At 58.5% G+C, this 26,992-nt stretch carries 34 protein-coding genes and 1 tRNA gene; 32 read left to right on the top strand and 3 right to left on the bottom strand.

Annotated elements, in window-relative coordinates:
• Nucleotides 1-9 precede the first annotated feature (9 nt).
• The 3 genes from ACV8MC_RS23445 to ACV8MC_RS23435 are packed head-to-tail and all read left to right on the top strand — an operon-like array spanning nucleotide 10 to nucleotide 858.
• Entirely contained in the window at nucleotides 10-333 is a 324-nt protein-coding gene (locus ACV8MC_RS23445; RefSeq protein WP_047301230.1) for a phage holin, lambda family, read from the top strand.
• Nucleotides 330-716, top strand: coding sequence for a hypothetical protein (locus ACV8MC_RS23440; protein ID WP_457263679.1), 387 nt, complete (start codon nucleotides 330-332; stop codon nucleotides 714-716). Before ACV8MC_RS23445 ends, ACV8MC_RS23440 begins: the two co-directional genes overlap by 4 nt.
• The gene (locus ACV8MC_RS23435; RefSeq protein WP_047297581.1) at nucleotides 676-858 is read left to right on the top strand and encodes a hypothetical protein; all 183 of its coding nucleotides are present in this window, start codon (nucleotides 676-678) and stop codon (nucleotides 856-858) included. The genes ACV8MC_RS23440 and ACV8MC_RS23435 overlap by 41 nt, the downstream gene beginning before the upstream one ends.
• A 45-nt stretch (nucleotides 859-903) precedes the next feature.
• Here the strand turns inward: ACV8MC_RS23435 and ACV8MC_RS23430 are convergent, their stop codons facing one another.
• The gene (locus tag ACV8MC_RS23430) at nucleotides 904-1,101 is read right to left on the bottom strand and encodes a hypothetical protein (RefSeq protein ID WP_016773999.1); all 198 of its coding nucleotides are present in this window, start codon (nucleotides 1,099-1,101) and stop codon (nucleotides 904-906) included.
• 59 nt (nucleotides 1,102-1,160) lie between these two features.
• Between ACV8MC_RS23430 and ACV8MC_RS23425 the strand changes: the two genes are divergently transcribed.
• The 27 genes from ACV8MC_RS23425 to ACV8MC_RS23295 all read left to right on the top strand — a co-directional run bounded on the left by ACV8MC_RS23425 (nucleotide 1,161) and on the right by ACV8MC_RS23295 (nucleotide 23,882).
• Nucleotides 1,161-1,784, top strand: a complete 624-nt coding sequence (locus tag ACV8MC_RS23425; RefSeq protein ID WP_457263677.1) for a putative metallopeptidase — start codon at nucleotides 1,161-1,163, stop codon at nucleotides 1,782-1,784.
• A gap of 30 nt (nucleotides 1,785-1,814) precedes the next feature.
• The gene (locus tag ACV8MC_RS23420; protein WP_085703915.1) at nucleotides 1,815-2,276 is read left to right on the top strand and encodes a DUF2280 domain-containing protein; all 462 of its coding nucleotides are present in this window, start codon (nucleotides 1,815-1,817) and stop codon (nucleotides 2,274-2,276) included.
• Complete coding sequence (locus ACV8MC_RS23415) at nucleotides 2,263-3,564, top strand: terminase large subunit domain-containing protein (protein WP_457263675.1); 1,302 nt, start codon at nucleotides 2,263-2,265, stop codon at nucleotides 3,562-3,564. Before ACV8MC_RS23420 ends, ACV8MC_RS23415 begins: the two co-directional genes overlap by 14 nt.
• A 7-nt stretch (nucleotides 3,565-3,571) precedes the next feature.
• Nucleotides 3,572-5,035, top strand: a complete 1,464-nt coding sequence (locus ACV8MC_RS23410; RefSeq protein ID WP_457263673.1) for a DUF4055 domain-containing protein — start codon at nucleotides 3,572-3,574, stop codon at nucleotides 5,033-5,035.
• Nucleotides 5,028-6,071: a minor capsid protein gene (locus ACV8MC_RS23405; protein WP_457263671.1), complete on the top strand. Its 1,044-nt coding sequence runs from the start codon at nucleotides 5,028-5,030 to the stop codon at nucleotides 6,069-6,071. Before ACV8MC_RS23410 ends, ACV8MC_RS23405 begins: the two co-directional genes overlap by 8 nt.
• A gap of 80 nt (nucleotides 6,072-6,151) precedes the next feature.
• The gene (locus ACV8MC_RS23400) at nucleotides 6,152-6,847 is read left to right on the top strand and encodes a hypothetical protein (protein WP_457263669.1); all 696 of its coding nucleotides are present in this window, start codon (nucleotides 6,152-6,154) and stop codon (nucleotides 6,845-6,847) included.
• Nucleotides 6,848-6,861: 14 nt separating this feature from the next.
• Nucleotides 6,862-7,878 carry a hypothetical protein gene (locus tag ACV8MC_RS23395; RefSeq protein WP_457263667.1) on the top strand — a complete coding sequence of 339 codons (1,017 nt, stop codon included), beginning with the start codon at nucleotides 6,862-6,864 and terminating at the stop codon, nucleotides 7,876-7,878.
• Nucleotides 7,879-7,924: 46 nt separating this feature from the next.
• The gene (locus ACV8MC_RS23390) at nucleotides 7,925-8,470 is read left to right on the top strand and encodes a hypothetical protein (protein ID WP_457263666.1); all 546 of its coding nucleotides are present in this window, start codon (nucleotides 7,925-7,927) and stop codon (nucleotides 8,468-8,470) included.
• A gap of 40 nt (nucleotides 8,471-8,510) precedes the next feature.
• Nucleotides 8,511-8,900: a DnaT-like ssDNA-binding protein gene (locus ACV8MC_RS23385; protein WP_457263664.1), complete on the top strand. Its 390-nt coding sequence runs from the start codon at nucleotides 8,511-8,513 to the stop codon at nucleotides 8,898-8,900.
• Between the two features lie 3 nt (nucleotides 8,901-8,903).
• Entirely contained in the window at nucleotides 8,904-9,263 is a 360-nt protein-coding gene (locus ACV8MC_RS23380; RefSeq protein WP_457263662.1) for a hypothetical protein, read from the top strand.
• Entirely contained in the window at nucleotides 9,263-9,838 is a 576-nt protein-coding gene (locus ACV8MC_RS23375; RefSeq protein ID WP_457263660.1) for an HK97 gp10 family phage protein, read from the top strand. Before ACV8MC_RS23380 ends, ACV8MC_RS23375 begins: the two co-directional genes overlap by 1 nt.
• Nucleotides 9,835-10,230 (top strand): phage tail terminator-like protein, encoded by a 396-nt coding sequence (locus ACV8MC_RS23370; RefSeq protein WP_110598845.1) that lies wholly within the window; start codon nucleotides 9,835-9,837, stop codon nucleotides 10,228-10,230. The genes ACV8MC_RS23375 and ACV8MC_RS23370 overlap by 4 nt, the downstream gene beginning before the upstream one ends.
• A gap of 63 nt (nucleotides 10,231-10,293) precedes the next feature.
• The gene (locus ACV8MC_RS23365; protein WP_064361194.1) at nucleotides 10,294-11,214 is read left to right on the top strand and encodes a phage tail tube protein; all 921 of its coding nucleotides are present in this window, start codon (nucleotides 10,294-10,296) and stop codon (nucleotides 11,212-11,214) included.
• A gap of 71 nt (nucleotides 11,215-11,285) precedes the next feature.
• Nucleotides 11,286-11,771 (top strand): hypothetical protein, encoded by a 486-nt coding sequence (locus ACV8MC_RS23360; protein WP_457263658.1) that lies wholly within the window; start codon nucleotides 11,286-11,288, stop codon nucleotides 11,769-11,771.
• A 2-nt stretch (nucleotides 11,772-11,773) separates the two neighbouring features.
• A complete protein-coding gene (locus tag ACV8MC_RS23355) occupies nucleotides 11,774-12,013 on the top strand; it encodes a hypothetical protein (protein WP_457263657.1) in 240 nt (79 codons plus the stop codon).
• A 36-nt stretch (nucleotides 12,014-12,049) separates the two neighbouring features.
• On the top strand, nucleotides 12,050-12,349 hold the full coding sequence (locus ACV8MC_RS23350; protein ID WP_457263656.1) for a hypothetical protein: 300 nt from the start codon (nucleotides 12,050-12,052) through the stop codon (nucleotides 12,347-12,349).
• 57 nt (nucleotides 12,350-12,406) lie between these two features.
• Nucleotides 12,407-15,322, top strand: coding sequence for a phage tail tape measure protein (locus ACV8MC_RS23345; protein WP_457263655.1), 2,916 nt, complete (start codon nucleotides 12,407-12,409; stop codon nucleotides 15,320-15,322).
• Between the two features lie 19 nt (nucleotides 15,323-15,341).
• A complete protein-coding gene (locus tag ACV8MC_RS23340; protein ID WP_252869411.1) occupies nucleotides 15,342-15,926 on the top strand; it encodes a hypothetical protein in 585 nt (194 codons plus the stop codon).
• Nucleotides 15,926-16,528 carry a hypothetical protein gene (locus ACV8MC_RS23335; RefSeq protein WP_047297606.1) on the top strand — a complete coding sequence of 201 codons (603 nt, stop codon included), beginning with the start codon at nucleotides 15,926-15,928 and terminating at the stop codon, nucleotides 16,526-16,528. Before ACV8MC_RS23340 ends, ACV8MC_RS23335 begins: the two co-directional genes overlap by 1 nt.
• A 2-nt stretch (nucleotides 16,529-16,530) precedes the next feature.
• The gene (locus ACV8MC_RS23330; protein WP_252869412.1) at nucleotides 16,531-16,929 is read left to right on the top strand and encodes a DUF6950 family protein; all 399 of its coding nucleotides are present in this window, start codon (nucleotides 16,531-16,533) and stop codon (nucleotides 16,927-16,929) included.
• Complete coding sequence (locus tag ACV8MC_RS23325) at nucleotides 16,926-19,967, top strand: phage tail tip fiber protein (RefSeq protein ID WP_457263653.1); 3,042 nt, start codon at nucleotides 16,926-16,928, stop codon at nucleotides 19,965-19,967. The genes ACV8MC_RS23330 and ACV8MC_RS23325 overlap by 4 nt, the downstream gene beginning before the upstream one ends.
• 8 nt (nucleotides 19,968-19,975) lie before the next feature.
• Nucleotides 19,976-20,287, top strand: coding sequence for a hypothetical protein (locus ACV8MC_RS23320; protein WP_457265595.1), 312 nt, complete (start codon nucleotides 19,976-19,978; stop codon nucleotides 20,285-20,287).
• The gene (locus ACV8MC_RS23315; RefSeq protein WP_457263651.1) at nucleotides 20,287-20,967 is read left to right on the top strand and encodes a hypothetical protein; all 681 of its coding nucleotides are present in this window, start codon (nucleotides 20,287-20,289) and stop codon (nucleotides 20,965-20,967) included. Before ACV8MC_RS23320 ends, ACV8MC_RS23315 begins: the two co-directional genes overlap by 1 nt.
• A gap of 21 nt (nucleotides 20,968-20,988) precedes the next feature.
• Entirely contained in the window at nucleotides 20,989-22,239 is a 1,251-nt protein-coding gene (locus ACV8MC_RS23310; protein WP_457263650.1) for a hypothetical protein, read from the top strand.
• On the top strand, nucleotides 22,239-22,598 hold the full coding sequence (locus ACV8MC_RS23305; RefSeq protein ID WP_150635450.1) for a hypothetical protein: 360 nt from the start codon (nucleotides 22,239-22,241) through the stop codon (nucleotides 22,596-22,598). The genes ACV8MC_RS23310 and ACV8MC_RS23305 overlap by 1 nt, the downstream gene beginning before the upstream one ends.
• A gap of 138 nt (nucleotides 22,599-22,736) precedes the next feature.
• On the top strand, nucleotides 22,737-23,399 hold the full coding sequence (locus tag ACV8MC_RS23300) for an SGNH/GDSL hydrolase family protein (RefSeq protein ID WP_150635449.1): 663 nt from the start codon (nucleotides 22,737-22,739) through the stop codon (nucleotides 23,397-23,399).
• A 60-nt stretch (nucleotides 23,400-23,459) separates the two neighbouring features.
• On the top strand, nucleotides 23,460-23,882 hold the full coding sequence (locus ACV8MC_RS23295; RefSeq protein ID WP_150635448.1) for a cell wall hydrolase: 423 nt from the start codon (nucleotides 23,460-23,462) through the stop codon (nucleotides 23,880-23,882).
• Between the two features lie 83 nt (nucleotides 23,883-23,965).
• Here ACV8MC_RS23295 and ACV8MC_RS23290 read toward each other — a convergent pair whose 3' ends face one another.
• Nucleotides 23,966-25,411: a hypothetical protein gene (locus ACV8MC_RS23290; RefSeq protein WP_457263647.1), complete on the bottom strand. Its 1,446-nt coding sequence runs from the start codon at nucleotides 25,409-25,411 to the stop codon at nucleotides 23,966-23,968.
• A gap of 169 nt (nucleotides 25,412-25,580) precedes the next feature.
• Nucleotides 25,581-25,790 (bottom strand): hypothetical protein, encoded by a 210-nt coding sequence (locus ACV8MC_RS23285; RefSeq protein ID WP_457263646.1) that lies wholly within the window; start codon nucleotides 25,788-25,790, stop codon nucleotides 25,581-25,583.
• 171 nt (nucleotides 25,791-25,961) lie between these two features.
• On the opposite strand from ACV8MC_RS23285, the gene ACV8MC_RS23280 reads away from it, so the two are divergent.
• Together ACV8MC_RS23280 and ACV8MC_RS23275 are read left to right on the top strand one after the other, a co-directional pair.
• Nucleotides 25,962-26,031, top strand: a tRNA-OTHER gene (locus ACV8MC_RS23280).
• Between the two features lie 463 nt (nucleotides 26,032-26,494).
• Nucleotides 26,495-26,950 (top strand): DUF2214 family protein, encoded by a 456-nt coding sequence (locus ACV8MC_RS23275; RefSeq protein WP_457263645.1) that lies wholly within the window; start codon nucleotides 26,495-26,497, stop codon nucleotides 26,948-26,950.
• Nucleotides 26,951-26,992: the final 42 nt, after the last annotated feature.

Below are 26,992 nucleotides of genomic sequence, written 5' to 3'. Positions count from 1 at the left end.
GCAACCCGGATGCCAAACATGCCTGACAAGCCAGACTCATGGGCCAAGCTCTGGCTGGCGTTGAGCAATCCGCTAATGGCGGGCGTCATCATGGCCATCACCGTTTGCTTGCTTCGCGTCATCTACGACGGAAAAGAAACCAGCGTGCGCCGGATCATTTTCGAGGCGCTGATCTGTGGATCGCTGAGTCTGGTCGCGTCCAGCGTTATCGAGTGGATGGCCTGGCCTTCAAGCCTATCGATCGCCGCGGGAGGGACTATTGGGTTCCTTGGCGTGACCGCCATACGCGAGCTGGTGACCCGCTTCCTCGGTCGCAAGGCAGATGCCGCATGAAGGCCTTCGCTGCTGCAATCATCATTGCCTTGGTCGGCCTGCTCCTCATTGGGATCCAGCAGTCGCGCGTCGTCGCCCTTCGCGGGGAGGTGGCATTCGAAGCCAGCGAGAAGAAGAAGGCGGTCGACGCCAACCTCGAAAGCCAGGCCACGATCACCACCCTGCGCGCCGAAGCCCAGCGCAACGCCGATTACCAGAAAGACCTGAACAAGCGGTTACAGGCCAGCCAAGCCAAAGCCAGAAAGGCGGAGAAGAACTTTGAAGAACTCAAGCGCAACAGCAAGCCTGTTCGTGATTGGGCTGCTCAGCCTCTGCCTGACGGCCTGCGCGGGAAAGCCGCAAGTGGTAACAAAGACAGCGGCGGTAAGAGTCGAACCCCCTGAGCTGGTGCCATGTGAGCGGGTAGCTGATGAAGACCTCGCCGACAACGGCCAGCTGTGGGAACTGAAGAACCAAGCCATCAACCTACTCGACACCTGCGCAGACCAGGTGGACGCGCAGATCAAGCGCAGTCAGAGCAAGTAGGTCGCGACACGTTTCGCGAGAGTGCAAATTGTGTCGCGACACTGTTCAAGAGACATTATCGCGTTTGTATTGGCCATGAAGCTGCTTGAGCGCTCCCTGATATTCGGAAGCTGTGAGCTTGGACTTAAGCCTGACCATGACGTCCTGAGCGGTTGAGCTTACCGTCTCGGTGTTCCTCCCGGTTCGCTCCGCCCATTCTGATGCGGCCTTCAGCACAGCTGTTTCATCAATGCGATGGCTCACTTACGGATTTCCCTGGTTGAGTGCAACTGATCTTAGTTGAGTGGGCGGATGGAGATGAAATGAATCGACCAATGCCGCCTGAATCACTACTCAACCTGTCTGAGCTGTCCAGCTTCGGTATTCGCCTGATCCCCGCGCCTGAGGTGTGGGAATGGCTCCAATCCGAGATTCTCGCCGACACCGGCAGCATCCACAACGAAGACCATGCCCATCTGATCGATGCGGACGTGCGAGTCATGTGGGCCTCCGCCGCCTTCACGAAGAAGGGGCGCACGGTGGTCGGTCAGGCCGAACAGGTAGCGTTCCGCGCCGGTGGCTGGCAGAAAGCCCGGATGGAACAGCAGATGCTGGATTGGTTCGGCGACGTGCCGGCCTACATCATCACCCTGGCTGCCGATTACTGCGCTCAGTGCTCCGACGCTGACTTCTGCGCACTGGTTGAGCATGAGCTCTACCACATTGCCCAAGCGACCGATCAGTACGGCGCACCCAAGTTCACCCAAGAAGGATTGCCCAAGCTTGAGATGCGCGGACACGACGTTGAAGAGTTCGTCGGTGTGGTGCGTCGCTATGGGGCAAGCGCTCAGGTGCAAGAGCTGGTGGACGCTGCAAACAATCCTGCCGAGGTGGGGAAATTGAACATATCGAGGGCCTGCGGAACCTGTCTGCTCAAGTCGGCCTGACTTTGACAGTACTTTGACGGATGCCCACTTATGGCCGCACTCAGAGACGAGGTGAAAGCCTTTGTCGTACAGGCTCTCGCCTGCTTTGACACGCCATCGCAAGTCGTGGCGTCCGTCAAAGAAAGATTCGGGCTCGAAGTGACCCGCCAGCAATGCGAGGCATACGACCCAACCAAGTACGTTGGACGCAACCTGCACGTGAAGTGGCAGACGCTGTTCAACGACACCCGCAAGAGGTTTCGCGAAGAGACGGCAGAGATCCCGATCGCCAACCGAGCGTATCGACTTCGCACCCTGGGACGCATGGCCGAGAAGGCCGAGAACATGAAGAACATGGCGCTGACTGCCCAGTTGCTGGAGCAGGCCGCGAAGGAAGTCGGCGATGTCTATGTGAATCGCCAAACCAAAAACGAAAACCCTCACGACAACCTCCCGCCCACCCGAGTGCAGGTAGACGTGGTGGACGCGAGGAAGCCTGATGCCGACGCTTAACGTCCCGCAGGCAAAATTCCTCCAGATGGAGAACAAGTTTCGCGGCTTTGTCGCTGGGTTTGGTTCCGGGAAAACGTGGGTAGGCTGCGCAGGCATCTGCAAGCACGTATGGGAATGGCCTCGAATCAACTCGGGCTACTTCGCTCCGACATACCCGCAGATCCGCGACATCTTCTTCCCGACGATTGAAGAAGTGGCTTTCGACTGGGGCCTGAAGGTCAAGACCAAGGAAAGCGACAAAGAGGTCGAGTTCTACAGCGGCGGTCAGTATCGCAGCACCACCATCTGCCGCTCGATGGAGAAGCCGCAGACGATTGTTGGTTTCAAGATTGGCCACGCGTTGGTGGATGAACTGGACGTCTTGCCCGCACTGAAGGCTGAGCATGCATGGCGCAAGATCATTGCCCGTATGCGATACAACGAGCCGGGGCTCAAGAACGGCGTAGACGTGACCACGACGCCGGAAGGCTTCAAGTTCGTCTACCAGCAGTTCGTGAAGCAGCTGCGCGAGAAGCCATCGCTCCAAGGCATGTACGGCCTGGTGCAGGCCAGCACGTTCGACAACGAATTGAACCTGCCGCCCGATTACATCCCATCGTTGATGGAATCGTACCCGCCACAGCTGATCCTGGCCTACCTCAACGGGCAGTTCGTCAACCTGAATGCCGGGTCGATCTATCACGCGTACGACCGGAAGCTGAATGGCTGCTTCGACGCTGTAGATCCCGGCGAACCGCTTTTCATCGGCATGGACTTCAACGTCGGCAAGATGGCGGCGATCACGCACGTCAAGCGCGCAGACGGGAAGCCTCGGGCAGTCGACGAGCTGATCGATGGCTTCGATACCCCGGACATGATCCGGCGCATCAAGGAACGCTACTGGCGCTACAACGGCAAGGACTACGAGAAAACTTGCGAGATTCGAATCTATCCAGATGCCTCGGGCGGTTCCCGCAAGTCGGTAAATGCCAGTGAGACGGACATTGCCATCCTGCGCCAAGCGGGATTCAGCGTCATCGCACCAGATGCGAACCCGCCGGTGAAAGACCGCATCAACGCCATGAACGCGATGTTCTGCAACGCCAATGGCGAGCGGCGCTACCTGGTAAACCCGCTGCGCTGCCCGACTTATGCCGATGGCCTGGAGCAGCAGGTGTGGGCGCCGAATGGCGAGCCAGACAAGAAGTCAGGCGTCGACCACGCGAACGACGCAGGCGGCTACTTCATCCACCACGACTACCCGATCATCAAGCCGATGACACACATTCCTGTCACCTTCACTTTCTGAGGCCCATATGCCCAACTACAGCGCCATCAGGCAGGAGTACAGCGATGCCTTGCCCGGTTGGCAGCTGGTCAAGCGTTGCGTAGCCGGGCCGAGAGAGGTTCGCAAGTACAACGAATATCTGCCCATGCCTGACCCGCTGAATCAGTCGCCCGAGAACATCGCGCGGTATGAGCAGCTCAAGAAGCGGGCAATGTTCCTCAACGTCACCGGTCGCACGCGTACCGGCCTGCTGGGAGCGGTGTTCCGCAAGACGGCGGAGATCGAACTGCCGTCGGCCATCGACTACCTGCTCGAAAACGTCAGCGGTGACGGCTCCAGCCTTGAGCAGTTGTGCAAGGAAGCAACCGGCGAATGCCTCGACACTGGTCGCGGCGGGCTGCTGGTGGACTTCCCGAAGGTTGAGTTGCCAGAGGGTCAAACCTCGCTCACTGTCGCCCAGGCTGCGAATGCACGCGCCTACATCCACTTCTACCCGGCCGAGAGTATCGTCAACTGGCGCGAGGATGTGATCGATGGCGTGCGCCGGCTGACGCTGGTGGTGCTGCACGAAAAGATCAACGAGGCCACGCTCGACGGGTTCGAGTTCACCGCCAAGGATCAATACCGCGCGCTGATGCTGATCGGCGGCAAGTACGTGCAGCGCGTGTACACGGAAGACACCCCGGACGGCGTAGAGACGAACCCGACTGACAAGACCGGCAAGGCCTTCGACCACATCCCGTTCCACTTTTTCGGCTCCCAGAACAACGACGCCAGTATCGACAAGGCGCCGCTCGAAGATCTTGCAGAGGTGAACATCCTCCACTACGGCAACAGCGCCACGGTGGAAGAGGCGGGCTTCATCAGTTCGCAGCCGACGCTGTTCCTCACCAGTGATCTCGATCCGGACACCTTCAAGACTCACAACCCCAACGGTGTGCAGATCGGGTCGAGAAAGGGCCACTTGCTTGGCAAGGTCGGCTCCGCCGTCATGCTGCAGGCCAAGGAAACGCAGCTCGCCCGCGAGCTGATGAAGGACAAGGAAGAGCAGATGCTCATGATCGGCGCCCGCATCGTCCAGCAGGGCGGTGGCGCCGAGACGGCAGAAGCTGTTCGCATCCGCTACAGCTCGGATAACTCGATGCTGGGTACGATCGCCGGCAACGTATCCGAGGTTGTGCGGCTGTCCCTGTTCGATGCTCAGCGCTTCATGATGGACGCGGTCGACGAGAACGGAACCGTCTTCTGGCTCAATCAGGAGTTCTTCGATCAGGTCATGGACGCGCAGTCGATCCTGGCTCAGATGCAGCTCTGGCAACAGGGCATCATCGCCAAGAAGGACCTGCGCACGAACCTGCGTCAGGCTGGCGTGCTGGAGTCGGACCGCACAGACGACGACATCGACGACGATCGCGAGGGCGAGGCGCCGGTGCCGGGAAGCGAAGGTGACCCACTGACGCCGAACGAGCCGCCAGAGGTGAAGGATGAGTAGCGAGGGCTATCTGACGGATGCCACCACTCGGCACCAGGTGTACGTCCAGCGATACGCTGGCGGCAACCTGAAACGGGTGGCGTCATTCATCAGCAAGGCCATCAACACGGCAAAGGCGCGCGTGGCGGCAGGACTGAGCGCCTACGGCACGCGTCGGTACACCTCGCAGATAGAAACGCTCCAAGGCGATTTGCGGGGCATCTACGACGATATGAAGGGAAGGGCGCAGCTCGATCTTGGCGAATTCGCGGTCTACGAGGCTGAGTTCAACGGCAAGATGCTCGGCAAGGTCATCAAGGCCGTTGTGCAGTTCAACGTGCCGTCCGCTGAGATGGTGAGCGCTGCGGCACTGGCTGACCCGATGCTGCTGGAGGCTCGCAAGGGTGTACAGCGGATCAGCATCAGCGGTGCGCTCGATCAGTTCGGGACCAAGAAGGCGGCCGAGATCATCGGCGAGATTCAGATTGGTTCCAGCCTGGGTGAGACCAGCCAGCAGATCGGCCGGAGACTCACCAGCATCCACCAGTTGCATCAGGATCAGGCCTCGTCGCTCGTCCGAACCATGACCAACCATGTCGCCAGCACGGCGCGCATGGAAACGCTCAAGGCCAACGACGACATCCTTCAGGGCTGGCGCTGGATATCCACGCTCGACAGCAAGACCAGCGCCATGTGTCAGGCGAGGGATCAGCACATCTACGGATGGGAAGACCCCAAGCCGCCTGGCCACTGGAATTGCCGATCGAGCGCGCTGCCCGTGCTGAAAGATCAGTTTGCCCGCGAGATTCCCGGGTCTACTCGGCCCTCAATCGGCCCTGACGGCGTCACGCTGGTATCCAGCAAGACGAGCTATCAGGAATGGCTCTCGCGCCAGCCTGCTGCCTTCCAGCGAGACATCCTCGGCCCGAACCGGTACGCGCTCTTCACCAAGGGCGAGCTGACGCTGGAGAAGTTCGTGGATGACAACGGCAAGACGCTGACCCTTCAACAACTGAAAGACCTTGAGCCGCTGGCTTTCGAGCGAGCAGGGCTCTGACAACGAACCACAAACGACCGGCCTTGAGCCGGTTTTTTTTGCCTGAGGCTGAGCCAACGGCAAATCATCCGGGGGATGACATGAAGTACAAGATCAGCAAGGCGGAATACGAAGCGCTCGATGCGGCCATGCAGGCGCTTTACAAGGCGATGGGCGATGACTTCGTTCTGAGCGTTGAGGGCTTGCCAGCCGGTGGTGAGGATCTGGAAGGCCTGAAGCGCCAGAACCAGACGCTGCTGGACGAGGCCAAGGAAGCGAAGCGGCTGAAGCGCGAGGCGGACGAGAAGCTCGAGCGCGAAAAACTTGATGCCGCCAAAGCGAAAGGCGACTTCGAGCAGCTGTATGCCAGCAGCGAGCAAGCCCTGGCGGCTGAGCGCGCGCGACTGGCCGAGCTGACGCAGAGCATCGAGCGCCGCGACCTGACGTCGGCAGCCTCGAAGGTGTCCAGCAGCATCGCCGACGGCGAGAACGCCGAGATCCTTGCTGAGTTCGTCCAGCGCCGCCTGAAGATCGTAGACGGGCAGGTGAAGGTCACGGATGCCGCCGGCAACCTGACCATCGCCACTCTCGAAGACCTGGCAAAAGAATTCCAGCAAGCGCCGCGCTACGCAGCATTGGTGCGCGGCACGCAAGCGAACGGCGGCGGGGCTGCCGGGGGTAAGGGTGGCGGGGCCACCAAAACGTGGGACCAAATGACCGGCATGGAGCGCGTAGAGCTTCGCCGAACCAACCCCGCCGAGCACGCGCGTTTGAGCGCCGCTGCTAAGGCCAAGTAAAAGGATATTCCGCAATGCCAACCATTCTCTCGGACGTCGTGTTTCGCGATGAGCTGCGCGACTACATCACCGTCAACAGCGTGGAGCGCACCGCGTTCTTCGAATCCGGCATCCTGACCAGCAACTCGGACATGTCCACGCTGCTGGCAAGCCCGTCCAACACCTTCACCATTCCGTGGTGGGTTGACCTGGACGCGTCCATCGAGCCGAACTACTCGAACGACGTGTACACCGACATCGCGGTACCGCTGTCGGTGACCAGTGCCTCCATGCAGGCTCGCGCCGCGTACCTCAACGAAGGTTTCAACTGCATGAACTTGGTGAAGAACATCACCAATCAGGATCCTCTCGAGTTCGTGGCCGGCCGCATGCTGAGCTACTGGCGCAAGCAGGCCCAGCGCCGTGCTATCGCCACGGTCGTGGGTATCTACAACGACAACGTGGCCAGCAACGGCGGCGACATGGTTGTGGACGCCGGCGGCACCATCAGCGCTGCTGCCATCATCCGCGCCAAGGCAACCATGGGCGATTACTCCGGCCAACTGGGCGGCGTGAGCGTCATCGCCATGCACTCCGCCGTGCAAACCGAGCTGCAGATCCTCAACCTGATCGACTTCACGCCGATCGCTGACCAGACTCCCGAGTTCGGCCGCTTCCAGGGCATGCGCGTTGTGGTGGATGACGGCATGCCGGTCATTGCTGGCACGCCGAACAAGTATCTGTCCGTGATCTTCGGGCCGGGTGCGCTGGGCTTCGCTGAAGACACCCCGCCGGGTGAAGACGGCCTTGAGTACGACCGCACGCCGGATCGCGGTAACGGTGGTGGCGCCGAAACCCTGTGGAGTCGCCGTGACTTCGTGGTGCACCCGCTGGGCTACTCGTTCCTGAGCGCCACCATCACTGGCACCCCGACCACCACGCGGCCGATCTCGGCGAACTGGGCTGACCTGGCACTGGCCACCAACTGGGAGCGCAAGTTCGCTCGTAAGCAGGTGCCGCTGGCGTTCATCACTTCCACCGTATCGGCTTGACCGATGGCTAGCCCCTACGGGGGCTGGCGAATTTGAGGAGAAAATCATGCCAGTCGTAAAAGACCATCACATCGACCCCGAGCTGAAGGCGCGCTGGGGCTTCGGCGGTACTGAAGGGAACATCACCGTAGGGCCGGAAACTGTTGGCGAAACCGGCGGTGTTGAACATGCGCGCACCCGCAATGAAAACGGTGCCGGGCGTAACGCAGGGAGCGGTTCGCAAGCAACGCAGGAAGCCATTCAGCTCGACGCTGTAAATGCGCTGGCTGCTGACCTTGAAAATGGCGTGCTGAACCCTGTCGAAGGCGACGGCCCAGCGATGCGCCTGTATCAAGCCCTGACCGGCATCCAGTCAGGCATGCAGCGCTTGGCAAGCGATCGCGACGCCGCTGTGAGTAAGTCGGAAGAGCTGCAAAAGCAGGTCGATGACTTGCTGGCGCAGGCAGAGAAAGACCGCTTGGCGGCCGCGACCGACCCTCTCGACGAACTGACCGTCGTGCAGATCAAGGAACAGCTCGACGCCAAGGGTGTTGGCTACAAAGTCAACGACTCGAAGCCTGAGCTGCTCGCTCTGCTGAAGGCCAACCAGTAATACCCGGGGCTTCGGCCCCACTCATTCAAGCGGAGGCCTGATGGCTACCTACATCACCGTGGCGGACGTTGACGCCATCCTCGGGGCTTCGTGGGCTCCAGATGACAAGAAGGCCCGGGCGGTGTTGCAGGCGAATGCCTATCTGACCTCGCTCAATCTGGTCGGCATCGACATGGACGCCATTCCCGAAGAGGTGAAGCAGGCCGGCGCCGAGCTGGCGGCTGTCGCCTCCGAGGGCAAGCTGTACCAGCAGCACACAGAGGGATCGCTGGAAGCCAAGACGGTGAAGGCCGGATCGGTGACCACCAGCAAGACGTTCGCCTCGATCGACACCAACAAATCCACTGCGCTGCCCGATGGGGTCCAGTTCGCGCTGGGGCTGCTCGCGCCATGGCGTGTCAGCGGCTTCAGCTTCAACGTATACAGGTGACCTATGGGCCTACGTGAAGAGATCCAGGCGGATCTGGCCGAGGCCTTCGACACTGATCTGGCGGACGCAGTGAAACCATTCAGTGGTGGCGTGACGCTGCCGGGAACGTGGGATCCGGTCACCGAGGTGGCGGGCGACCCTGTTGTCATCGCCTATACCGGCCGGGGCGTGTTCGACGCCTTTAAGATTGCCCAGGTCGACGGCGTGAACATCCGCGCCGCCGACCAATTGCTGATCGCGCTGACCAACGAAACGATCGGCGGGGTGCCGGACATCGGCCACAAGATCAACGATTTCGACGTGGTCAACGTCCAGACCGACCCGGCCGGCGCCCACTACGAGATCCAGCTGAGGAAAGTCTGATGACGAACAAGGCGGGCTGGAGCCATAGCCTCACAGACTTTGCTGATCAGGCTGGCGAGGACATCACCCAGATGGCGCGCGTCATCGCGACTGCCATGCTTACGGAGGTGGTGAACCGTTCTCCGGTCGGCAACCCCGACCTGTGGCAGGCCAACGTGGCGCTGCGCACGAAGAACGTGGCGCTGGCAGATGCCTATGACGCGAACGTCGATGCTCGCAACGCGGCGCGCACTGGTGGCCGAGCCTTCAAGAAGCTGACCAAGCGCGAGCGCGAAGAGAACTATTTCGTAAAAGCGCAGGCAGCGGGGAAGGGCTACATCGGCGGCACGTTCCGAGGCAGTCACTTGGTATCGATTGGTGCGCCGGACATGACTGTGACCGACAACGTCGACCCGTCCGGCCGCGAAACGATCAGCAAGGGCAGCATGCTCATCAAGGCATCGGGCCAGTTTCCCGTCATCTACATCCAAACGAACAGCCCCTACGGCGAGATGCTCGAGCTGGGGCATTCCACGCAGGCGCCCGGCGGGGTTTATGACCTCGCGTTCATCGGCGTATCCGAGGCCTACAAATGACCTTCGAGCAGATCAGAGCGCTCATCACCGCGCGCATGGTCGCCTTTACTGGCATTGACCAGGCGCGGATCGATTACCCGAACCAGCCGGAAGTGTTCACGCCGCCGGCGACCGGCCTCTGGTGCCGGCTGAATATTCAATACGCCTCGGCCTTCATGGCTGGCATGGCCGACCGACCACACACACGCAAGCCCGGGCAGATCAGCATTCAATGCTTCGCCCGGGAGCGCACCGGCACCAAGGCCATAAACGAACTGGCCGACGCGCTTGAAGCGCACTTCGCCTACTGGATGTCCGGCGACCTTGAGTGCATGGAAGCCAGCCAAGTGGTGGCCGGCGAGTTCGAGGGCTTCTACCAAATCAACGTCAACATCCGGTTTCGCGCCGGCTGACAGCAAAGCAACCGCCACGCCCGCGCCTGCGGGTTTTTTTATGCCCGCGAATAGGAGGCTCCAATGAGCTCTGGCGCAAAAGTTGTAAGCCACATCATTGCGGAGGTGACGCCCGGCGTTACTCCCACCGGTACCTGGGACACGCTGCGCCTCACCGGCAACGCGCTGACCCCGACCGTCAACACCGAAGTCAGCGACGAAATCACCGACACCCGGCTGAGCCAAGGCTCGGTGGCCACCAGCATCGATATCGGCGGCGATCTGACGGCAGAATTCTCGTTCGGCTCGTTCGACCAGCTGCTCGAAGCTGCCTTCTACGGCGTGTGGACGGCTGACGTGCTGCGCGTGGGCGATACACGCCATACCTTCAGCATCGCCAAGGGCTACAACGACGTCGGCGTCTATGGCGTGTTCAAGGGTGCGCACGTCTCGACCTTTGCACTCGACATCCCGTCGGAAGGTAAGGTGACCGCCACGTTCAACATGGCGTGCCTGGACTACACCGACGGCGACACCCCGATTGTCGTTTCGCCGAATGCGCCGACCACCACCCCGTTCCTGTCGAACAACAACGTCGGCACGATCCTGGTGAACGGCCAGTCGCTGGAAGGCGTTGCCTGCGTATCGGCCATGACCGTGAACCTCGACAACAGCCTGCAGACTCAGCGCTGCCTTGGCTCCGATCGTCTCGGACCGGGCGCGCACATCGCCACCGAGGCGGCGGTCACTGGCAGCATTACGCTGGCCTGGTCGAAGCGCGCGTGGGAGATTTGGAAAAACACCTTCACCCGGACGCCTATCGCAGTTGTCTTCCCGATCACCGACTCGCTGGGCAACAAGTACACCTTCAACTTCCCGGCCGTGGAGGTGGACGGCGAGCTGCCGAACGGTGGTAAGCGCGACCTGATCGAGGTCACGCTGAACTACACCGTCGCCAAGCTCAGCCCGACCATCACCCGCGAAGCGGCTGATCCAACCCCGTAAACCCTTTGGCTCCCTCGGTTCAAACGCCGGCCGGGGGAGCCCTTTTATTGGCGTGGCGTTGAGGAATTGAAATGGCTCTGCAACTGGGCAAGAAGAAGCCGGCGGTCGCCGGTGAGCGCTGGGCGAAGTTCGACGACGACACCAAAATCCTGCTGGCCAGCATCGACAACCCTGAATATCAAGTCGCCCTTGAGCGCATGCGCCGCCGGATCCAGCGCAACGACGCGCGGTTTGAAGAAGGCCAGGTGGGTGTGGTTGCCGGCGAAATGACCGAGCACCAGAACCACGCGATGCTGCTCAGCCACTTCATCGTGAAGGACTGGGAAGGTGTGCTGGATGCAGACGGCAAGCCGATCAAATACAGCCCGGCCGTAGCTGCTGAGCTGCTGGAAAACAACATTGAGTTCTTCATCTTCGTCCTGCGCGAAGGCGCGCTGGCTGCCAACGATGCCGCCGAGGAGCGAGCCGAGTCGGTGGGAAAGCAGTCGCCCGCTTCGAGTGGGAGCAAGAGTGGGGCGGGGAAAGCGAGAAGCGCCGGGCGGTCTACTCGCGCCTGAAGATGGCGATTCCCGGCGAGCCCGACAATGACCCGCTGACTGCCTACCTGCTCAACCTGTACCGGAACGTGTCTCGCGGCCGCCGGTACGTCGCTGGGATGGCGGGGGCATTCCCGCTGCCGCTCTCGGCGCGGGAGATCTCCGACTGGCTGGAGTCGCACCCTTCGCCGCTGCCGCGCGATGAGATTGACGATGTGATGTTTGCGCTGGATGCTGTGTGCCTCGCTGATAATGCCGACTAGAATGCTGCTCACCCACCAGACGCAGAGATTCCCGTAATGAAGTTAAGTGTCGCTTTGTGTTTTTCGTTTGCAGCTCTTGCCTCAACCGCTACTTATGCGGCTGGAGATTCTTGCAAGAAAATATCCGCGCTTGCGGGGGAAGCGATGACCGCGCGCCAGGAGGGCCAGTTACTTGAGGACTCGCTCGAGAAAGTGGGGGATGGCAGCAAATTCGCCAGAGGTGTCGTTCTCAAGGCTTACGAAAAGCAAGTCATGATCACCGACACCATGAAGGAAGAAGCAGTAAAAGAATTCCGCAATGAGGCATATCGAGTCTGCCTCAACGCGAACAGTTGAATCAGCATCAAATGAATAACCCGCTCCGGCGGGTTTTTTTGCGCCTGGAGAAAGAGAATGGCTCAGACATCCCGCCTCGTTCTGGAAATCGACAGCCGGGACGCCGAGCAAAAGGCTGCCGACACACGCAAGGCACTTGAGGCTCTCGAAGGCGCCGGGCTTCGGGCCAAGCCAGTGATGGACAAGCTGGCCGACGGGATTGATAGCGTCGGCGAGTCCTCCGAGTCCACAGGCAAAAAGGTCAAAACACAGAAAGAGCAATTGGAAGAGTTGCTGGGGAGCATCGACCCTGTCACCCGAAAGCTGGGTGAGCTGGACAAGCAAGAGAAGGAACTGGCCAAAAACCGAAAGCTTGGCCTGATCGACGCAGATACTTTTTCCGAGTATCAAACGAAGATCAACACCACCCGAGCAGATCTTGGGCGCTTCAACGCGGACCTTGGTAAAACCGGCATGACGGCCAAGGCAACAGCCGCCGCACTGCGGGGCGTTCCGGCACAGTTCACGGATATCGCTGTTTCGCTGCAGGGCGGACAGGCGCCTCTCACTGTTTTCCTGCAGCAGGGTGGCCAGCTTAAGGATATGTTCGGCGGTGTTGGGCCGGCCGCGAAAGCGTTGGGCGGCTATATTCTTGGCCTGGTCAACCCGTTCACTGTGGCTGCCGCAGCGGTTGGCGTGCTCGGTCTGGCCTACTACCAAGGCTCGAAAGAGCAAGACGCTTACCGCCTTTCTCTCGTCACCACTGGCAATGCTGCCGGCACTACCACGCTGGCGCTGGCCGAGATGGCGAAGCGTGTCAGCGGCACCGTCGGCACCACTGCAGACGCCGCTGCGGCACTGGCCCAACTGGCCGGCACCGGGAAGATTGCAAGTTCAAGCTTTGAGCAAATCGCAACATCTGCAATCGCCTATGAAAAAGCCACGGGCAAAGCAGTGTCGGAGACGGTCGCTGAGTTTGCCCGGCTCGCCGACGACCCCGTGAAAGCGGTTGCGGAGCTAAACGACAAGTACAACTTTCTGACCGCGTCGGTGTACGAGCAAATCCGAGCCGCTCAGCAAATGGGTGAGAAGGAGGCAGCCGCAGCTATAGCGCAGGAAGCCTATGCCAGGGCGCTGGGCGAGCGCGCCGCAACGATGAAGGCGAACCTCGGCACGCTTGAAAAAGCGTGGAATGATCTTGCTGGCGCAGCGAAGAGCGGATGGGATGCCATTCTGAACATCGGGCGGGAGTCGAACGACGGTCCTGATGTTCAAGCCATCCAGCAAAAGATCAATTACCTGAAATCCACTCTCGATACGGGTTACGAGGACGGTAACGCAAGGGAGCGAATCGCCTCTCTTCAGGCTGAGCTGGATGCCTACAACAAAAAGTCCAAGGCCGAGCAGGACGCTGCTGATGCTGCCGCGCGAAACGCCCAAATTCAGCGCGACGGCCAAGCCGCATACGAGGCTTTCGAAAAAAACAAAGAGCAGTACTTCACGAAAGAGCAAAAGAGGAACAAGGCCCTTGAGGATGAGCTGAAGCGAATCAACGCAGCAAGGGCGGCAGGCTATACGATCACAGCTGAACAGGAGGCCGCAGCCCTGAAGGCTATCCGGGAAAGCGATAGCTTTAAGGAGGCTGCGGAGAAGAAGCCCAAGGCATACCGCGAAGACGCCGGCATGAAGGCGCTTGACCAAGCCCGCCAGCAATATGCTGTGCTGCAACAGCAGAATTCGCTGATCGGCGTGCAGAAAGGTGAGGTCGATAAGCTAGGCGCCGCTGGGCAGGCGCTGGTGAAATGGGAGCAGGAACTCGCCGACATCAAGGGTAAGCAGATCCTGACGGCCGACCAGAAGGCTTTGGTCGCGAACCAGGAACTGATCACCGCCCAGCTGAAAAAGAACGCCGCGCTTGAGAAGGAAAACCAGCTCAAGAAGATCTCCATGGAGGAGACGCAGAAGCTCGCAGCATTCCAGGCCAATCTGGCCAGCCAATTGGCAAAGGCACAGACCGGGCTGGACAACAACCTCGCCGGCATGGGGCTGGGCGACCAGCAGCGTCAGCGCTTGCAGGAACAGTTCAGCATCGAGCAGCAGTACCAGTCGCAGATGGACGCTCTGCAGCAGCAGCGCAACGAAGGGCGCATCAGCGAAAAGCTTTATAGCGAGGAGACCGAGGCCCTGCGTTCGGCCCTGCAAACCCGTCTCGCCATGCAGCAGCAGTACTATACGGATGTGGACAAGGCCCAATCGGACTGGGCGCTCGGTGCCTCATCGGCGTTTCAGACCTACACGGAGCAAGCGCGCGACGTCGCAGGTCAGACCCGCAACCTGTTCACCAACGCCTTCAGCAACATGGAAGACGGCATTATCCAGTTCGTGAAGACTGGGAAATTGTCGTTCAAGGATCTGGCGGACGGCATCATCGCTGACCTGATCCGCATCCAGGTGCGACAGGCGGCGGTGGGCATCTTCGGCACGATCTTCAGCGGGCTGACCGCCGGCGCCTCAGCCGGCAATGGCCTCGCAGCCGGATCCGCCGGCGCGACGTCTTCCACGCTGGGGGCATCTGCCGCCGGATACGGCTCGAAGTTCGGATTCTCCGACGGCGGCTATACCGGCGACGGCGGCAAGTTCGAGCCGAAAGGCGTGGTGCACGGCGGTGAGTTCGTTGTCCGCAAGGAAGCGGTGAGCCAGCCGGGCGCTCGGGAGTTCCTCGAGCGCATGAACGCGAACGCCAAAGGGTACGCAGATGGCGGCTACGTTGGCGCAACTGCGGCGGCCTCGACCTCCAACGTCGTCCCGATCTCGTCGGGCTCGCCTAATGCTCCGGTCATCCAGCAGAGCTTCAGCTTCCAAGGCACACCAGATGAAGCGACCGTCAACATGGTGCGCGAGGCGGCAATGCAGGGTGCCAAGGGCGGCTACGAGCTGGTCGTGCGCGACCTGAAAAAGAACGGAACCATCCGCCAGCTGATCGCGCGGCGCTAAGCAATCTAAGGAGTACTGCATGGCTCTCACGTGGCCGGCTTCGCTGCGCCCGTCAGAAATGACGTGGGGCATCGTCAACAACAGCAGGGCGTTCACCTCGACGCTCTCGAATGCCCAGCAGATCGTCGGCTACCCGGGCGCTTACTGGCAGTGCACCTTGACGTTCGGACTATTGACCAGAGCCCAAGAGCGCGAGCTTTCAGCGTTTCTCGGGCGACTGGATGGGATGTTCGGCACCTTCAACTTGCCGGCCTTCACCCGCCGGCGCACCAGCAGCGTCGGCGCACTCTCAGTGGTCACAGGCAACGCGCAAGCGCGGTCGATGGTCATCGGCGGCGCGCCGGCGAATGCTGCGGTGTTTGCTGCTGGCGACTACATCACCATCGCGGGCGAGATGTTCGAGATAACCGATGCAGCGTCGGCGAACGCGCAGGGCAGGGTTACGGTGTCGCTCAACAAGCGGATCCGCAGGACGCTCACGGCCGGTACCGCCGTCGAGTACCTCAACCCATATTCCGAAATGCGCATGACCACCGACACCTGGGCCATGTCCGTAAAGCCGGTGATCGCCAACGGCAGCTACCAATTCAGGGAGGCGTTCTGATGCCATCAGCATTCCCGTTCAGCCAGAACGTGGTGAACATCATCGCGACCGGCCGCTTCATGCCGGTGTATGCAGTGCAGCTCGACTTCGTCGACGGCATGGTCTTCGCGCACACCGGTACCGGTGATCTGGTGATCGACGGTATTACCTACCTCGGCGTGGGCAATTTCGGCCAGGTCAGCCAGTCACAGGAGAGCGATAACTCAGGCTCGCCCATGTCGGTAGAACTGACCCTGAGCGGGCTGGATGCCTACATTCTCTCCGAAACCAACGTCCGAGGCTGCCGTGGGCGAATGGCCAAAGTCATGTTCGTGGTGTTCGACGAGGCCGGCAATTACGCGGCGGACATCCTGTTCTCCGGCCGGATGGACGCGGCTAAGTTCTCCTTTGCCGGCAATGGCGAGGACGGCAACAGCATCACCGTCCCGGTTATTGACCGTATGGCCGAGTGGAGCCGTACCGGCACCGAACGATTCACCGACGAAAACCACCGCGCGCGCCATCAGGGCGACCGGTTCTTCTACGCCATCGCCCAGATGTCCGAGTGGCCCATTTACTGGGGCTCGAAGAAGGACGCGCCGACATTCACCTATGGAAGCTAGCCATGCGCTACCGAGACTGGACAACCCGTCTGAACGAAACGATCAAGGCCGCCCAAGAGCGGCCTTTTTCATGGGGTGAATTTGATTGCTGCCTGTTCGCCGCCGACTGCGCCGTCTCGGTGTGTGGCGTGGACCCGGCGGAGAACTACCGGGGCAAGTACACGACGGAAACCGGCGCCAAGCGGCAGCTGAAGAAGCAGCACGGCAGCCTTGAGGCGGCGTGGGATACCCACTTTGCCCGGGTGTCACTGCCCTTCATCCAGCGCGGTGACGTCGTGCTGTACGACGCGCCCGGCGGCCGAAGCATGGCCGTGTTCTGGGCAGGAGATTACTGGGCGGCGACCGATGACGGCGCCGCCCGGGTTGAGTGCGAGCCACTGGCCGCGTGGAGAATTGAATGAGCGGCGGCGTTAAAAAACTCGCATCGGTCGTCATTGGAGCGGTGGTTGGTTTTGCCCAGGGCGGCCCATGGGGTGCGGTTGCAGGCGCAGCGCTTGCCTTTTACGCCGCCGAGCAGCAGGAAAAGCTCAACACCAAGTCGCCCCTGCGCGACAACGAGCCGTCTGCCCAGACCGTGCGGTCCTCAAAAGCACCGGTGCGCTTCATCCTTGGTCGCGTCTCCACTGGCGGCGTCCTGGTGTGGGCGCAAGAGCAGTCCGGCGATCAGGGTGAGGGCGAATGGCTGCACCTGGTGTATGTGCTGTGCGAGGGTGCGATCGATGCGCTCGAAAACATCTACCTGGGCGAGGAAGATATCGGCGCATTCGGCCCGTTGGCCAGCTATGAGCTGGTCGTCAATCCAACTCAAGTCAACGCATTCCTGAAGGCAAATTGCCCCGACTGGAAAGACTCGCAGATCGGTCGCGGCTTGTCCTATGTGCGAGTTTCCCTGCGTTACAGCGCAGAGAAGTTTCCATCGGGCATCCCTGACACGCGTTTTGTGGTTCGTGGCCGGAATGATATCTACGATCCGCGCACCGGGGCGGCGGGTTACAGCGCAAACACGGCGCTCCACCTGCTCTGGTTCCTGCGTAACCGCTGCAACGTGCCGGACGATGAGATCGTTTTCGAGACCTTCGCCAGCGCTGCCAACGTCTGCGACGAAGGCGTAACCAACGCCGACGGCTCGACGAGCCAGCGGTATCGCACCGGCTGCGTAATCGGTGCGGACGAGCAGCGCACCGGCGTTCTCCAGAAGCTGGAAGCAGCGTCGGGTGGCCATCTGATTCGAGTTGGCGGCCGCTGGATGTTCCAGGCTGGCGCCTATTACGGACCGTACGACTTCGAGATCACCGAGGACATGGTGATCGGCACAGTCACCGGCAGCACTGAGCCAACCAATGACACCGCAATCAACACTGTACGCGGCACCTTCATTGATCCCGAGCAGTCGTGGACCGAGACGGATTACCCGGAAGTCAGCGTAGCCGAATGGATCGTTGAGGACGGCGGTGAGGCGGCGGAGACGCTGACCTACTCCTATGTCACCAACCCCTACCAAGCGCAGCGCCTGGCGAACATGGAGCTGCGCCGGCGCCGCGCCGGTGGCGCAATCAGCATCCCGATGAACTTCGCTGGCTACAACTGCCGGCCGGGCCGCGTGGTTCGGGTGAACCTGCCGTCGCTGAACATCCTTGGCGAGTTCATCGTCTCCGACTGGTCGATGGGCGATCGCGAGGGCTGCACGGTTCAGGTCAAGCAGTACGAGCCTGCGATCTTCGATGACGCTGTCGGCCAACCGTACAACCCGATTGGCTTCATCAATCTGCCATCCGGCGGATTGGGCACGCCAACGAATCTCGCGTGGACGCAGGACACCACGGCCGAGGTGACGCAGGGCGTTCTGTCGTGGACGCCTCCTGCTGGCGTGGTGAAGGAGTACATCGTCATCGTGCGGCAGGGGGCGACCGCGATTCAGTCGCACAACGTGCCAGCGACATCGACGGAATGCGCCATCAATGGCTTGCCGTCCGGCAACTACACCATGAGCGTGGCGGCTGCCGGCCCGATGGCGCGATCGGGAGAGGTGACTATCACCGTCAGCATCAACGGCCCACCCATTCCGGAAAGCTGTGTGGTGCAGTCCTCGATCGACAACATCGTGCTGATTCCGAGCAACGCGCAGAACGGGCTGAATGGCGGAACCTACGAGTATTTCTTCAGCACGTCGCCGACGGCTACCTCTGCGGATGCGGAATATTTGGGACAAGGCCTGACCTTTACCCATACAGGTCTTGGGTTTTGGACGAATTATTACTACTTCATTCGATCATCGAACGCGTACGGAAAGAGCTCGTTCCTCTATGTGCCTGCCCAGACTTCGAACGACGTGTCGGCGTACCTCGCTGCTCTGCTGGGCAAGATCACGCGCACCGAGCTGGGTGAGGATGTCCTTAGTGAAATCGACAAGATTCCCGGACTGCAAGATCAGATCAACGCGCTCGATGGGCTTAAGGGGTATGAGCCGGACCAGGTGTATCTGAAGGGGCAAATGATCGTCGAAAACGGCCAGATCTATTTGGCTTTGCAGCCGGTCCCGGTAAACACGCCGCCACCTGATCCGACCTATTGGGAGGATGTCGGTGACCTTCTGGAAACAGCCAACGGTCTGGCAGAGCAGGTTGCAACTCACGCCACAGAGATCACTGATCTCGACGGAGAGGTTACTGCTACCTCAACGGCGTTTAACGCTTTACGTGCTTCTTGGCGTGACGACGATGGGCAAGGTGATCTTGATGGGGCGCTGAAGGAGTGGAGCAGCACGTCCGCCATTGCCGGTGAGGACCGGGTTCGATCTTCGGAGAATCTCGCCAGCGCTCAAAAGCTCATCACTCTTGATTCAAAGGTTGGCGAGAACGAAGCGAACGTTACCGATCTTCGCAGCACCGTTGCCACCGACAAGGAGGCCACTGCTCAAGCGATCGTGCAGGTAAACGCGAAGGTCGGCGAGAACGCGGCCGCCATTCAGGAAACGGCCACCGCCTTTGCTGATGTTAACGGCAATCTGAAAACGATGTGGTCCGTGAAGATGCAGGTCAATGCGAACGGGCAGTACGTTGCCGCCGGCATTGGTCTCGGTATCGAGAACGTGAATGGGGTTTTCCAAAGCCAGTTCCTAGTGAGCGCTGACCGTTTCGCCATCGTCAACACCATTGCCGGCGGCGCCATTTCTGTGCCTTTCGCGGTTGAGGGCGGGCAGGTCTTCCTGAATACCCTGTTTGTGAAAGATGCCTCCATCGGAAACGCCAAGATCGGTTTCTTCATCCAGTCGGACAACTACATCGCCGGGGTTCAAGGCTGGCGCATCGACAAGGCTGGCAACTTCGAGTTGAACAGCCCGCTGGGCGGAGGGGCTCGCCAGGTCATCAACAACAACGGCGGCAAGGTGTTCGATGAGAACGGCGTGAAGCGCTACCAGTGGGGGAATCTCAACGCATGAGTTACGGCATGAGGATATGGGGCGCCGATGGGGCGCTCCAGCTGGATGAGAACTCATTCACGATTCGAGTCGTGCTCTCGGTGCAAGTGACCTTTGCGCCCGGAGCCAGCAAAGGGTCTCAGGATTTTTCGGTTCCCGGCGTTGGTCCCGGTAACGGAACGGCAATTGTGATTCCGATTGGCGCCTATTCGCAGAACCAGATGCAGTTCGAAACCGAGATGCTCGACGGAGTCGTCCGCGTCTACAACCACACCCGGACATACGCGGCGAGTACCACGTCGTCCGGAACCATGCGCCTGATAGTAATGAGGTGGAGCTGATGAGCTACGGCGTTCAGTTCACAAACAACAATAACGTCGTGACTTTGGACTCAGAGTTTGCACGACTGATGGTCATCGCCTCAGGGCGATACGCACCAAACCAAGAGTCTGGGCTTGGCTCGGTTACCACGTTTGCGCGCCCCGTTACCTCACAGGAGCCTCCGCTTGTATTCGTGCGACCGGACACTATCAACGGGGTGGCTGGACTTTGTCGCATGAGTCTTATCGGCTCTGCGGGTAACTGGACTGGCTTTTATGTCAGAGCATACGACGTCAGCGTTGCCGGTCTGAATGGGCGTTACTTCGTTGCCGCCTTTGGCGCACAGCCAGTTGCTCAATACGGCATGCGCTTGTGGGACGGCGCAGGGAAGCTGCTGTTTGACTCGGGCACTCCGAACGCAATGTTTACCCGAGCATTCCAGAACTGGACCTATGTTCGCTACGACACCACCCCTCAGGGGCTGACGCGGATCTACTATAGCGTTCCGTTCAACTTCCCCGAGAACGAGTACATGTTGCTGAACACGTTCGGCATGCCCATGACTTCGGGTAGCGGCATCCCTCGCGATCTTTATTGCTGGTGGGATTTCCCTAACAACACGCTATACGCCATCACCATTGCGGCATCGAATCCCTTCGCTTTCTTCCTGCCGGCAGTATTTGCAAAACAAGCCGCATAACCCATTTATAGGATGAACACCATGCCCTGGTACAAGACGGGAACAGTTTCTGTCACCCAAAATTCCAATGCGGTGATCGGCACGGGTACGGCCTTCATTGCGAATAGCCGTGTTGGCGATGCCTTTCGCGGCCCTGATGGTGGTTGGTACGAGGTAACGAATATTGCCAGCGATACAGCACTGTCGATCTCGCCGAACTATCAAGGCTCGACCAACGTGTCTGGTGTTTACGCGCTGGCGCCGATGCAGGGTTACGTCAAGGATTCGGCAGACGCGCTTCGAGCGCTAGTCAATCAATTCGGCGGCGTATTGGCTGTGCTTGGCGAGACGCCCACGCAGACTGGAGTAAGGCAGGCGCTCAACCTCGCGACTGCCGATGGACTGCCTGAAGGTCAAACCAATAAATATGCGACACCAGCTACTGTTCGCGGCATCACGCTGACCGGACTTGACCTGACAGTGAAAACGCCGGTCGTTTCGACTGACACGATTCTGGCGGCGTTAGGAAAACTTCAAGCCGGGAAGGCTGCTGGCGGGGCGAACACTGATATCACAGAGCTGAACGGCCTGACGAAAGCTGTCACTGCCGCTCAGGGCGGTGTATCGGCTGGTTACATTGAGGGCTTGATCCCTCAGTGGAATTCGGCGACATCGATCACTTTTTCGCCCGGTACCGCTTACATCCCGGGCGCGCAAAAGCCTCTGGTCGCAGCATCGCCCTTGACGCTTTCGAGCCTGTCATTGACCGCTAACACCTGGTACTACCTTTACCTATACGACAACGCCGGCGTAACGGCCGTTGAGCTGGTGACCACAGCCCCCGCCGCACCGTACAGCGGGACCGCGCGCACAAAGACAGCAAACACCAGTCGGCGATTTATCTGCGCCTTGAAGACTGGATCTTCTGGTCTTTTTGCTTTCCTGTGGATGGGGGACACCATCCAGTTCATGGAGACTTTCAGCGATCCGCCGTTTCGCGTGGTTTTGCAGGCCCCGGCGAGCACTCCCACAACTTCTGACCTGTCGCCAGCCGTGCCGATTACAACTCAAATCGCCTTGACTATCGCCACGGCGAACGCCGGCGCATCTGCTTACGATATGTACTTCAGTACGCCCGATCGTCAGCCCAAAGTGCTGCAGGTCGCATCAGGTGCAACAAGCTCAACCCGATCAGCCCTCCGGCTCGCAACCAGCCCAACGCAGCAAATCAGTAGATGGGTCTCTGGTGGTTCGCTGACCCTCGACGTTTACGGATACGGGAACGACAGATAATGCCCTATGTAATCAACGCTACAGGATGGAACTCAGTAAGTGATGACTTTCAGGAAAGCGAGCTTTCCGAAGGTGAAACGCTTGTTAGCGAAATACCACAGTGGTTCTACGAAAGGCTCGCGGCCGCTGAAGAACAGGCGCTATTGATGGTTGCCGAGAACGCATGGCGCGAACAGGAGATTGGATCGATAGCCAATCAGCTGATGGCCTTGGAAGAGAGCGAGGCTACAGGAGAGGCTGCCGGCGCGCTTCCGGGCACTCGATCGCAGTGGCTTTCGTATCGCACCAAAGTTCGAGCCTGGAAAGAGGGTGCTGAGGGCTTTCCCGACTCAGCCCAACGACCCGCCCGACCGGAATAGGCCAATGAAATCGGAAACCCGGCAGCACGCACATCGATGCGATGTTGCCTAGAAAGCAGGACTATTGCAGAAGGTTGATGTTGAAACGAGTCAGCGCCTATGTAGACTGTCGATCGAAGCCATCTAGGGAACACTGCAGTGCTAAGACGAACACTCATTAAAGTCCTGGCCATTATGGTCGCGATCTCATTGGCTGGCTGCGCCAGCCATCCCGATACTTCTCCGAAAGTGCTGATCATCGGTGACTCCATATCGCTTGGCTATACACCCTACGTAACGCAAGCCCTGTCATCTGATGCAGTCGTGATTCACAGCCAAGGAAACTCCGAGGACTCAAATAACGGGGTTCGGAATGTGGAGCGGTGGGTTGGTGCAAAAAAGTGGGACGTGATCAGCTTCAACTTCGGTCTATGGGATCTCTGCTACCGGCGTCCAGGACCGATCACCTTTCAAAATCGAGACAAGGTTAATGGTGCCGTCGCGGTCCCTCTTGCACAGTACGAGAAGAATCTTTCGTTGATTGCCAGCCGATTAAAGGCAACCGGCGCCAAGGTGATCTTCCAAACCACCACTTTCGTTCCGGACAATGAGCCTGGCAGGCATGCAGGTGATGTCGTCCGTTACAATCAAGTCGCCACTGAAGTCATGAAGCGCTTTGGCATATCTGTCAATGATTTATCTGCCGTGTCGGCTACATTGCCGGCCCAGATGTATGAGTCCGACACCGACGTGCACTACACCGAATCTGGATATTCCGAGCTGTCCAAGTCTGTATCCGATAGCATTCGCTCAGAGCTGTAGCCGCCCCTTCGTTTATAGATCCCCGCCGCGTGCGGGTTTTTTTTTGTCTGGAGAAAAGTGATGCCTGTAACCGAAAAAGACCGCGAAATTCTTGCCCTCACTCTTTGGGGAGAGGCGCGAGGGGAGGGGCCCGCCGGCCAGATCGCCGTGGCCTGGGCGATCCGCAACCGTGTGTTTGACGGAAAGGAAAAGTCGTGGTGGGGCGAGGGCTACGCCGGCGTCTGCCAAAAGCCCTGGCAGTTCAGCTGCTGGAACAAGATCGACCCGAACTACCAGTTCCTGATTGGCGTGAAGGAAATCCCGTTCCGCGAGCTGGCGCAGTGCCGGATCGCCGCTGACCAGGTGATCGACGGAAAGGTGCCGGACCCTACCGGCGGCGCGACGCACTATTACGCCACCAGCATCAAACCGCCGACGTGGTCCCTGAGGGCGAAGCAAACCCTCAGACTTGGTGGCCACTTATTCTTCAAGGATGTACTGTGATTACCATGTCTTGGACGAATGACAGCGTGCTAGATGTACGTCAGCAAGATATAGAGTTAACTATTCAAACTCGATAGGTTGGTCTATTTAGATCCTCCGTAGCACTGATAATAGTCAATGCTTGTCTCAAGGTAGGTGTTGAGCGTAGAGGTTGGCAGTTTAGAAAATGCTCCATTTCGTGTAGCCATGGGTTCTATTCCTATTTCATTTTTGATTCGCTGAGAAGTGACGTCTCCATAATCGCTAACTCCAATAATTCTGTCTCCGCATGTGCTCAAAAGGTCGGCCGCTCCGGTTAATGGCCACGTCCTATCGATTGCCATGCCAAACTTATTAATCTCCCATTCTGTGATTTGAGAGCCTCGGCTTGACGACAGCAAAGCGATGTTGATAGACCAGTATGTCATGACTATAAGTGACGCGGTGAGAATGAGGTTTGTTGAGCGCCAACGTGGAAGGCTAAATGCCACGATTATCGATGCCAATAGCGCTAAACTTATATTTCGCTCAAAAAAAACAGGTTTGGTTGCGAAGTATATATATATTACGGACGCCATAATTGAAAGGCCAATCATCCAATTCGGTGAACTACGCAAAGGTGTTCTAATGGCGATGCAAGCTGCGCCAGAAATACCTACGGCGAATAGAACTAAATGGCTCGCCCAATCAAGCATCCCGGTTCCAGGATTAGAGTGCGGGAGATGTTGTGTTGAATACTGCCTCATCAGCCTGCCGAGACCGTCGAAAAATACGTTTGGCTCGATGAATGTGTAGGGTGAGGTTGCCGCAAACCCAGCTAACATTGCCAACGCTGATATTGCCAGCAAGCGAATCGTTTTAGTGGGTTCGTTTCTTAATAATTTTAAGCCCTCAGGAAGAAATATTATTGCTGTGGCCGCGAATGTTAACTTGGAAGCTGTGCCGACTCCAATTATAAATGCTGCTAAACTCCATCTCAAAAGCACACTTCGATTTACAGAAGCCACAAAAATCACGGCTGCTGCTAAGAAATAAAGAAGGCTTTCCGCTCTTGCTAGATGAGCATCAAACGCCATCGTAGGGAGAACCGCTATAGCTGTCGATGTATAGAATCTACGCCAAAAAGCAATCCCTCCGTTCTTCATTGCGAACCAAATGAATGCAAGCGCTCCGAGCTGAAGGGCAATATTAGCCGAACGCAGAGCTGCGATAGTTTCGTTTTCTGTAGGCTTCAAAAAGGGGATTGCGAATAAGTTGTAACTATAAAAGTTGTGCATGTCGCGTTTGAAGTACGGCATTATGTTTTCGGCAAGTCGCCAGTTGCCGTTGAAATCGCCTCGCTCAACCATAGAGCGAGCTACGGAGGGTGCAATATTTTCATCTACATTTATCGGGCCGTCAGAAAACTCGATTCGAAGTATGATGAATAAAATTGCTACAAATGCCAGTGCTACGAATTTTCTCAGGCTTAAGTTGTTTGTATTCGAAGTTTTATCACATTTTGATAGTGACTGCTTTCGGGTTGTCTTATCTAATAGGTCAAGGCTCATCTTTAATCTGACTCAAAAAGTTCTACGGCGCGCATTGTATGGGAAACGTAATCGTGAAAATAGTGGTCGGTTTATGCGCCCGCCCCCTATCGGATATCGCTTCTCTAGGTAGAACCGCAAGACAATCGAGGCTACCCCGCGCTGTCATCGCGACAGCTGTCGATAGCTTTCAGTCGGGCGTCATCAAAACAGCCAAGGTCATTTTGATGAATTCTTCATTCCGATCCAGCGCGGCCAGAGAGCTTCGGACATTTTCGGCGACATCGGCGGATCCGCGCTGCCCTACCAAAAGGGTGAGCTCCATGATGGCGGCTTCAAGGGCAAGTTGGTTTTCGTTGATCTTGGCGAGCAGGGAAGGGAGTAGATCTGAGTTCGGCATTGGGTGTCCTCCATGGAAGAACCCAGAATAGCAGAGGGAGATTTGATCGGCAGAACGCCAGGGAAGGGCAGAGCACTGTAGGAAAATACAGCGCTAAGTTGTTGATTCTTATAGCGGGTAACGTCAGTTTTCGAACCTGCAAATTTAGGGGTATTTTCTTTATCCATCAATAGGTTGCGCGTGTTTCGGGGTCACCTTGACATGGTGGGGGTCGTTGGTTCGAGTCCAATCGCGCCTACCAAACAAAATCCGCTCTGCTGGGCGGTCTGGAAGGGCTCACCGAAAGGTGAGCCCTTTTTTGTTGTCTGCGATTTGCGCAACGCTTGTTCCCGGTCATTTCCGCTTCGCTCTGATCAGCTCTCCATTCATTACTATTTGGGCAAAGTGATCAAGCGCCATTTTGGTGCGTTTTCTACCATTTTGTTGTTGAAAACACCTGAATATCCAAAGGCTTACAGCTATTTTTCTCCAACCGGTTATCGAAAAAGCCTTGTTGCATATTGGGAATTTAAGTAACATCCGTTCCGCGTTCACCACCACGGTTTATGCATTTTTAAATCCCAAGCTTCCATCAGCTGCTTGGGATTTTTTTTGCCTGCGATTTGGCGTTTGGCATCTGTCTCGCCGTCACCTCCAAGCGAGACCCCGCTTTTTCGTCTACTACTGACTGGCCGATTTTCAACTCTTTGTAAGGGAGTGCGTCGATGCTGAGTCAGTGGATCCTTGCGGCTGTTCATCTATTCGCGTTTGCCTTGGCTTTCTGGGCGGTACTGACGCGCGGCACAGCGTTCAGCCAGCTCTCGGCGGGCACGGGAGAGCTCAAGCGCGTGCTGCTCGCGGATAACCTCTGGGGGCTTTCAGCTTTGACGCTGCTTATTACCGGAGCGATGCGTGCGTTTGGTGGTTACGAGAGAGGCTCTGACTATTACCTGCATCAGCCGCTGTTTCATCTGAAGATGACGCTGTTCTTGCTGATACTACTGATGGAGCTTGCACCGATGATCACGCTGATCAAATGGCGCATCGCATCGTCGCGCGGGGTAGCGCCTGAAGCCGGGCGTGCGAAGTTGTACGCGCGAATCAGTCATGTTGAAGCGCTGCTGCTGATCCTGATGATGGTCGCGGCGACAGGCATGGCGCGTGGCGTGATATTCGCTTAGAAGGCGAAATTCGCCGTGCTCTATCGGAAACGTCCGACAGCC

The organism is Pseudomonas sp. PK-RTE-24 (genome assembly GCF_054052265.1).
Note: the sequence above shows the minus strand (reverse complement) of the source record. Positions and strands in the feature narration are given on the sequence as shown.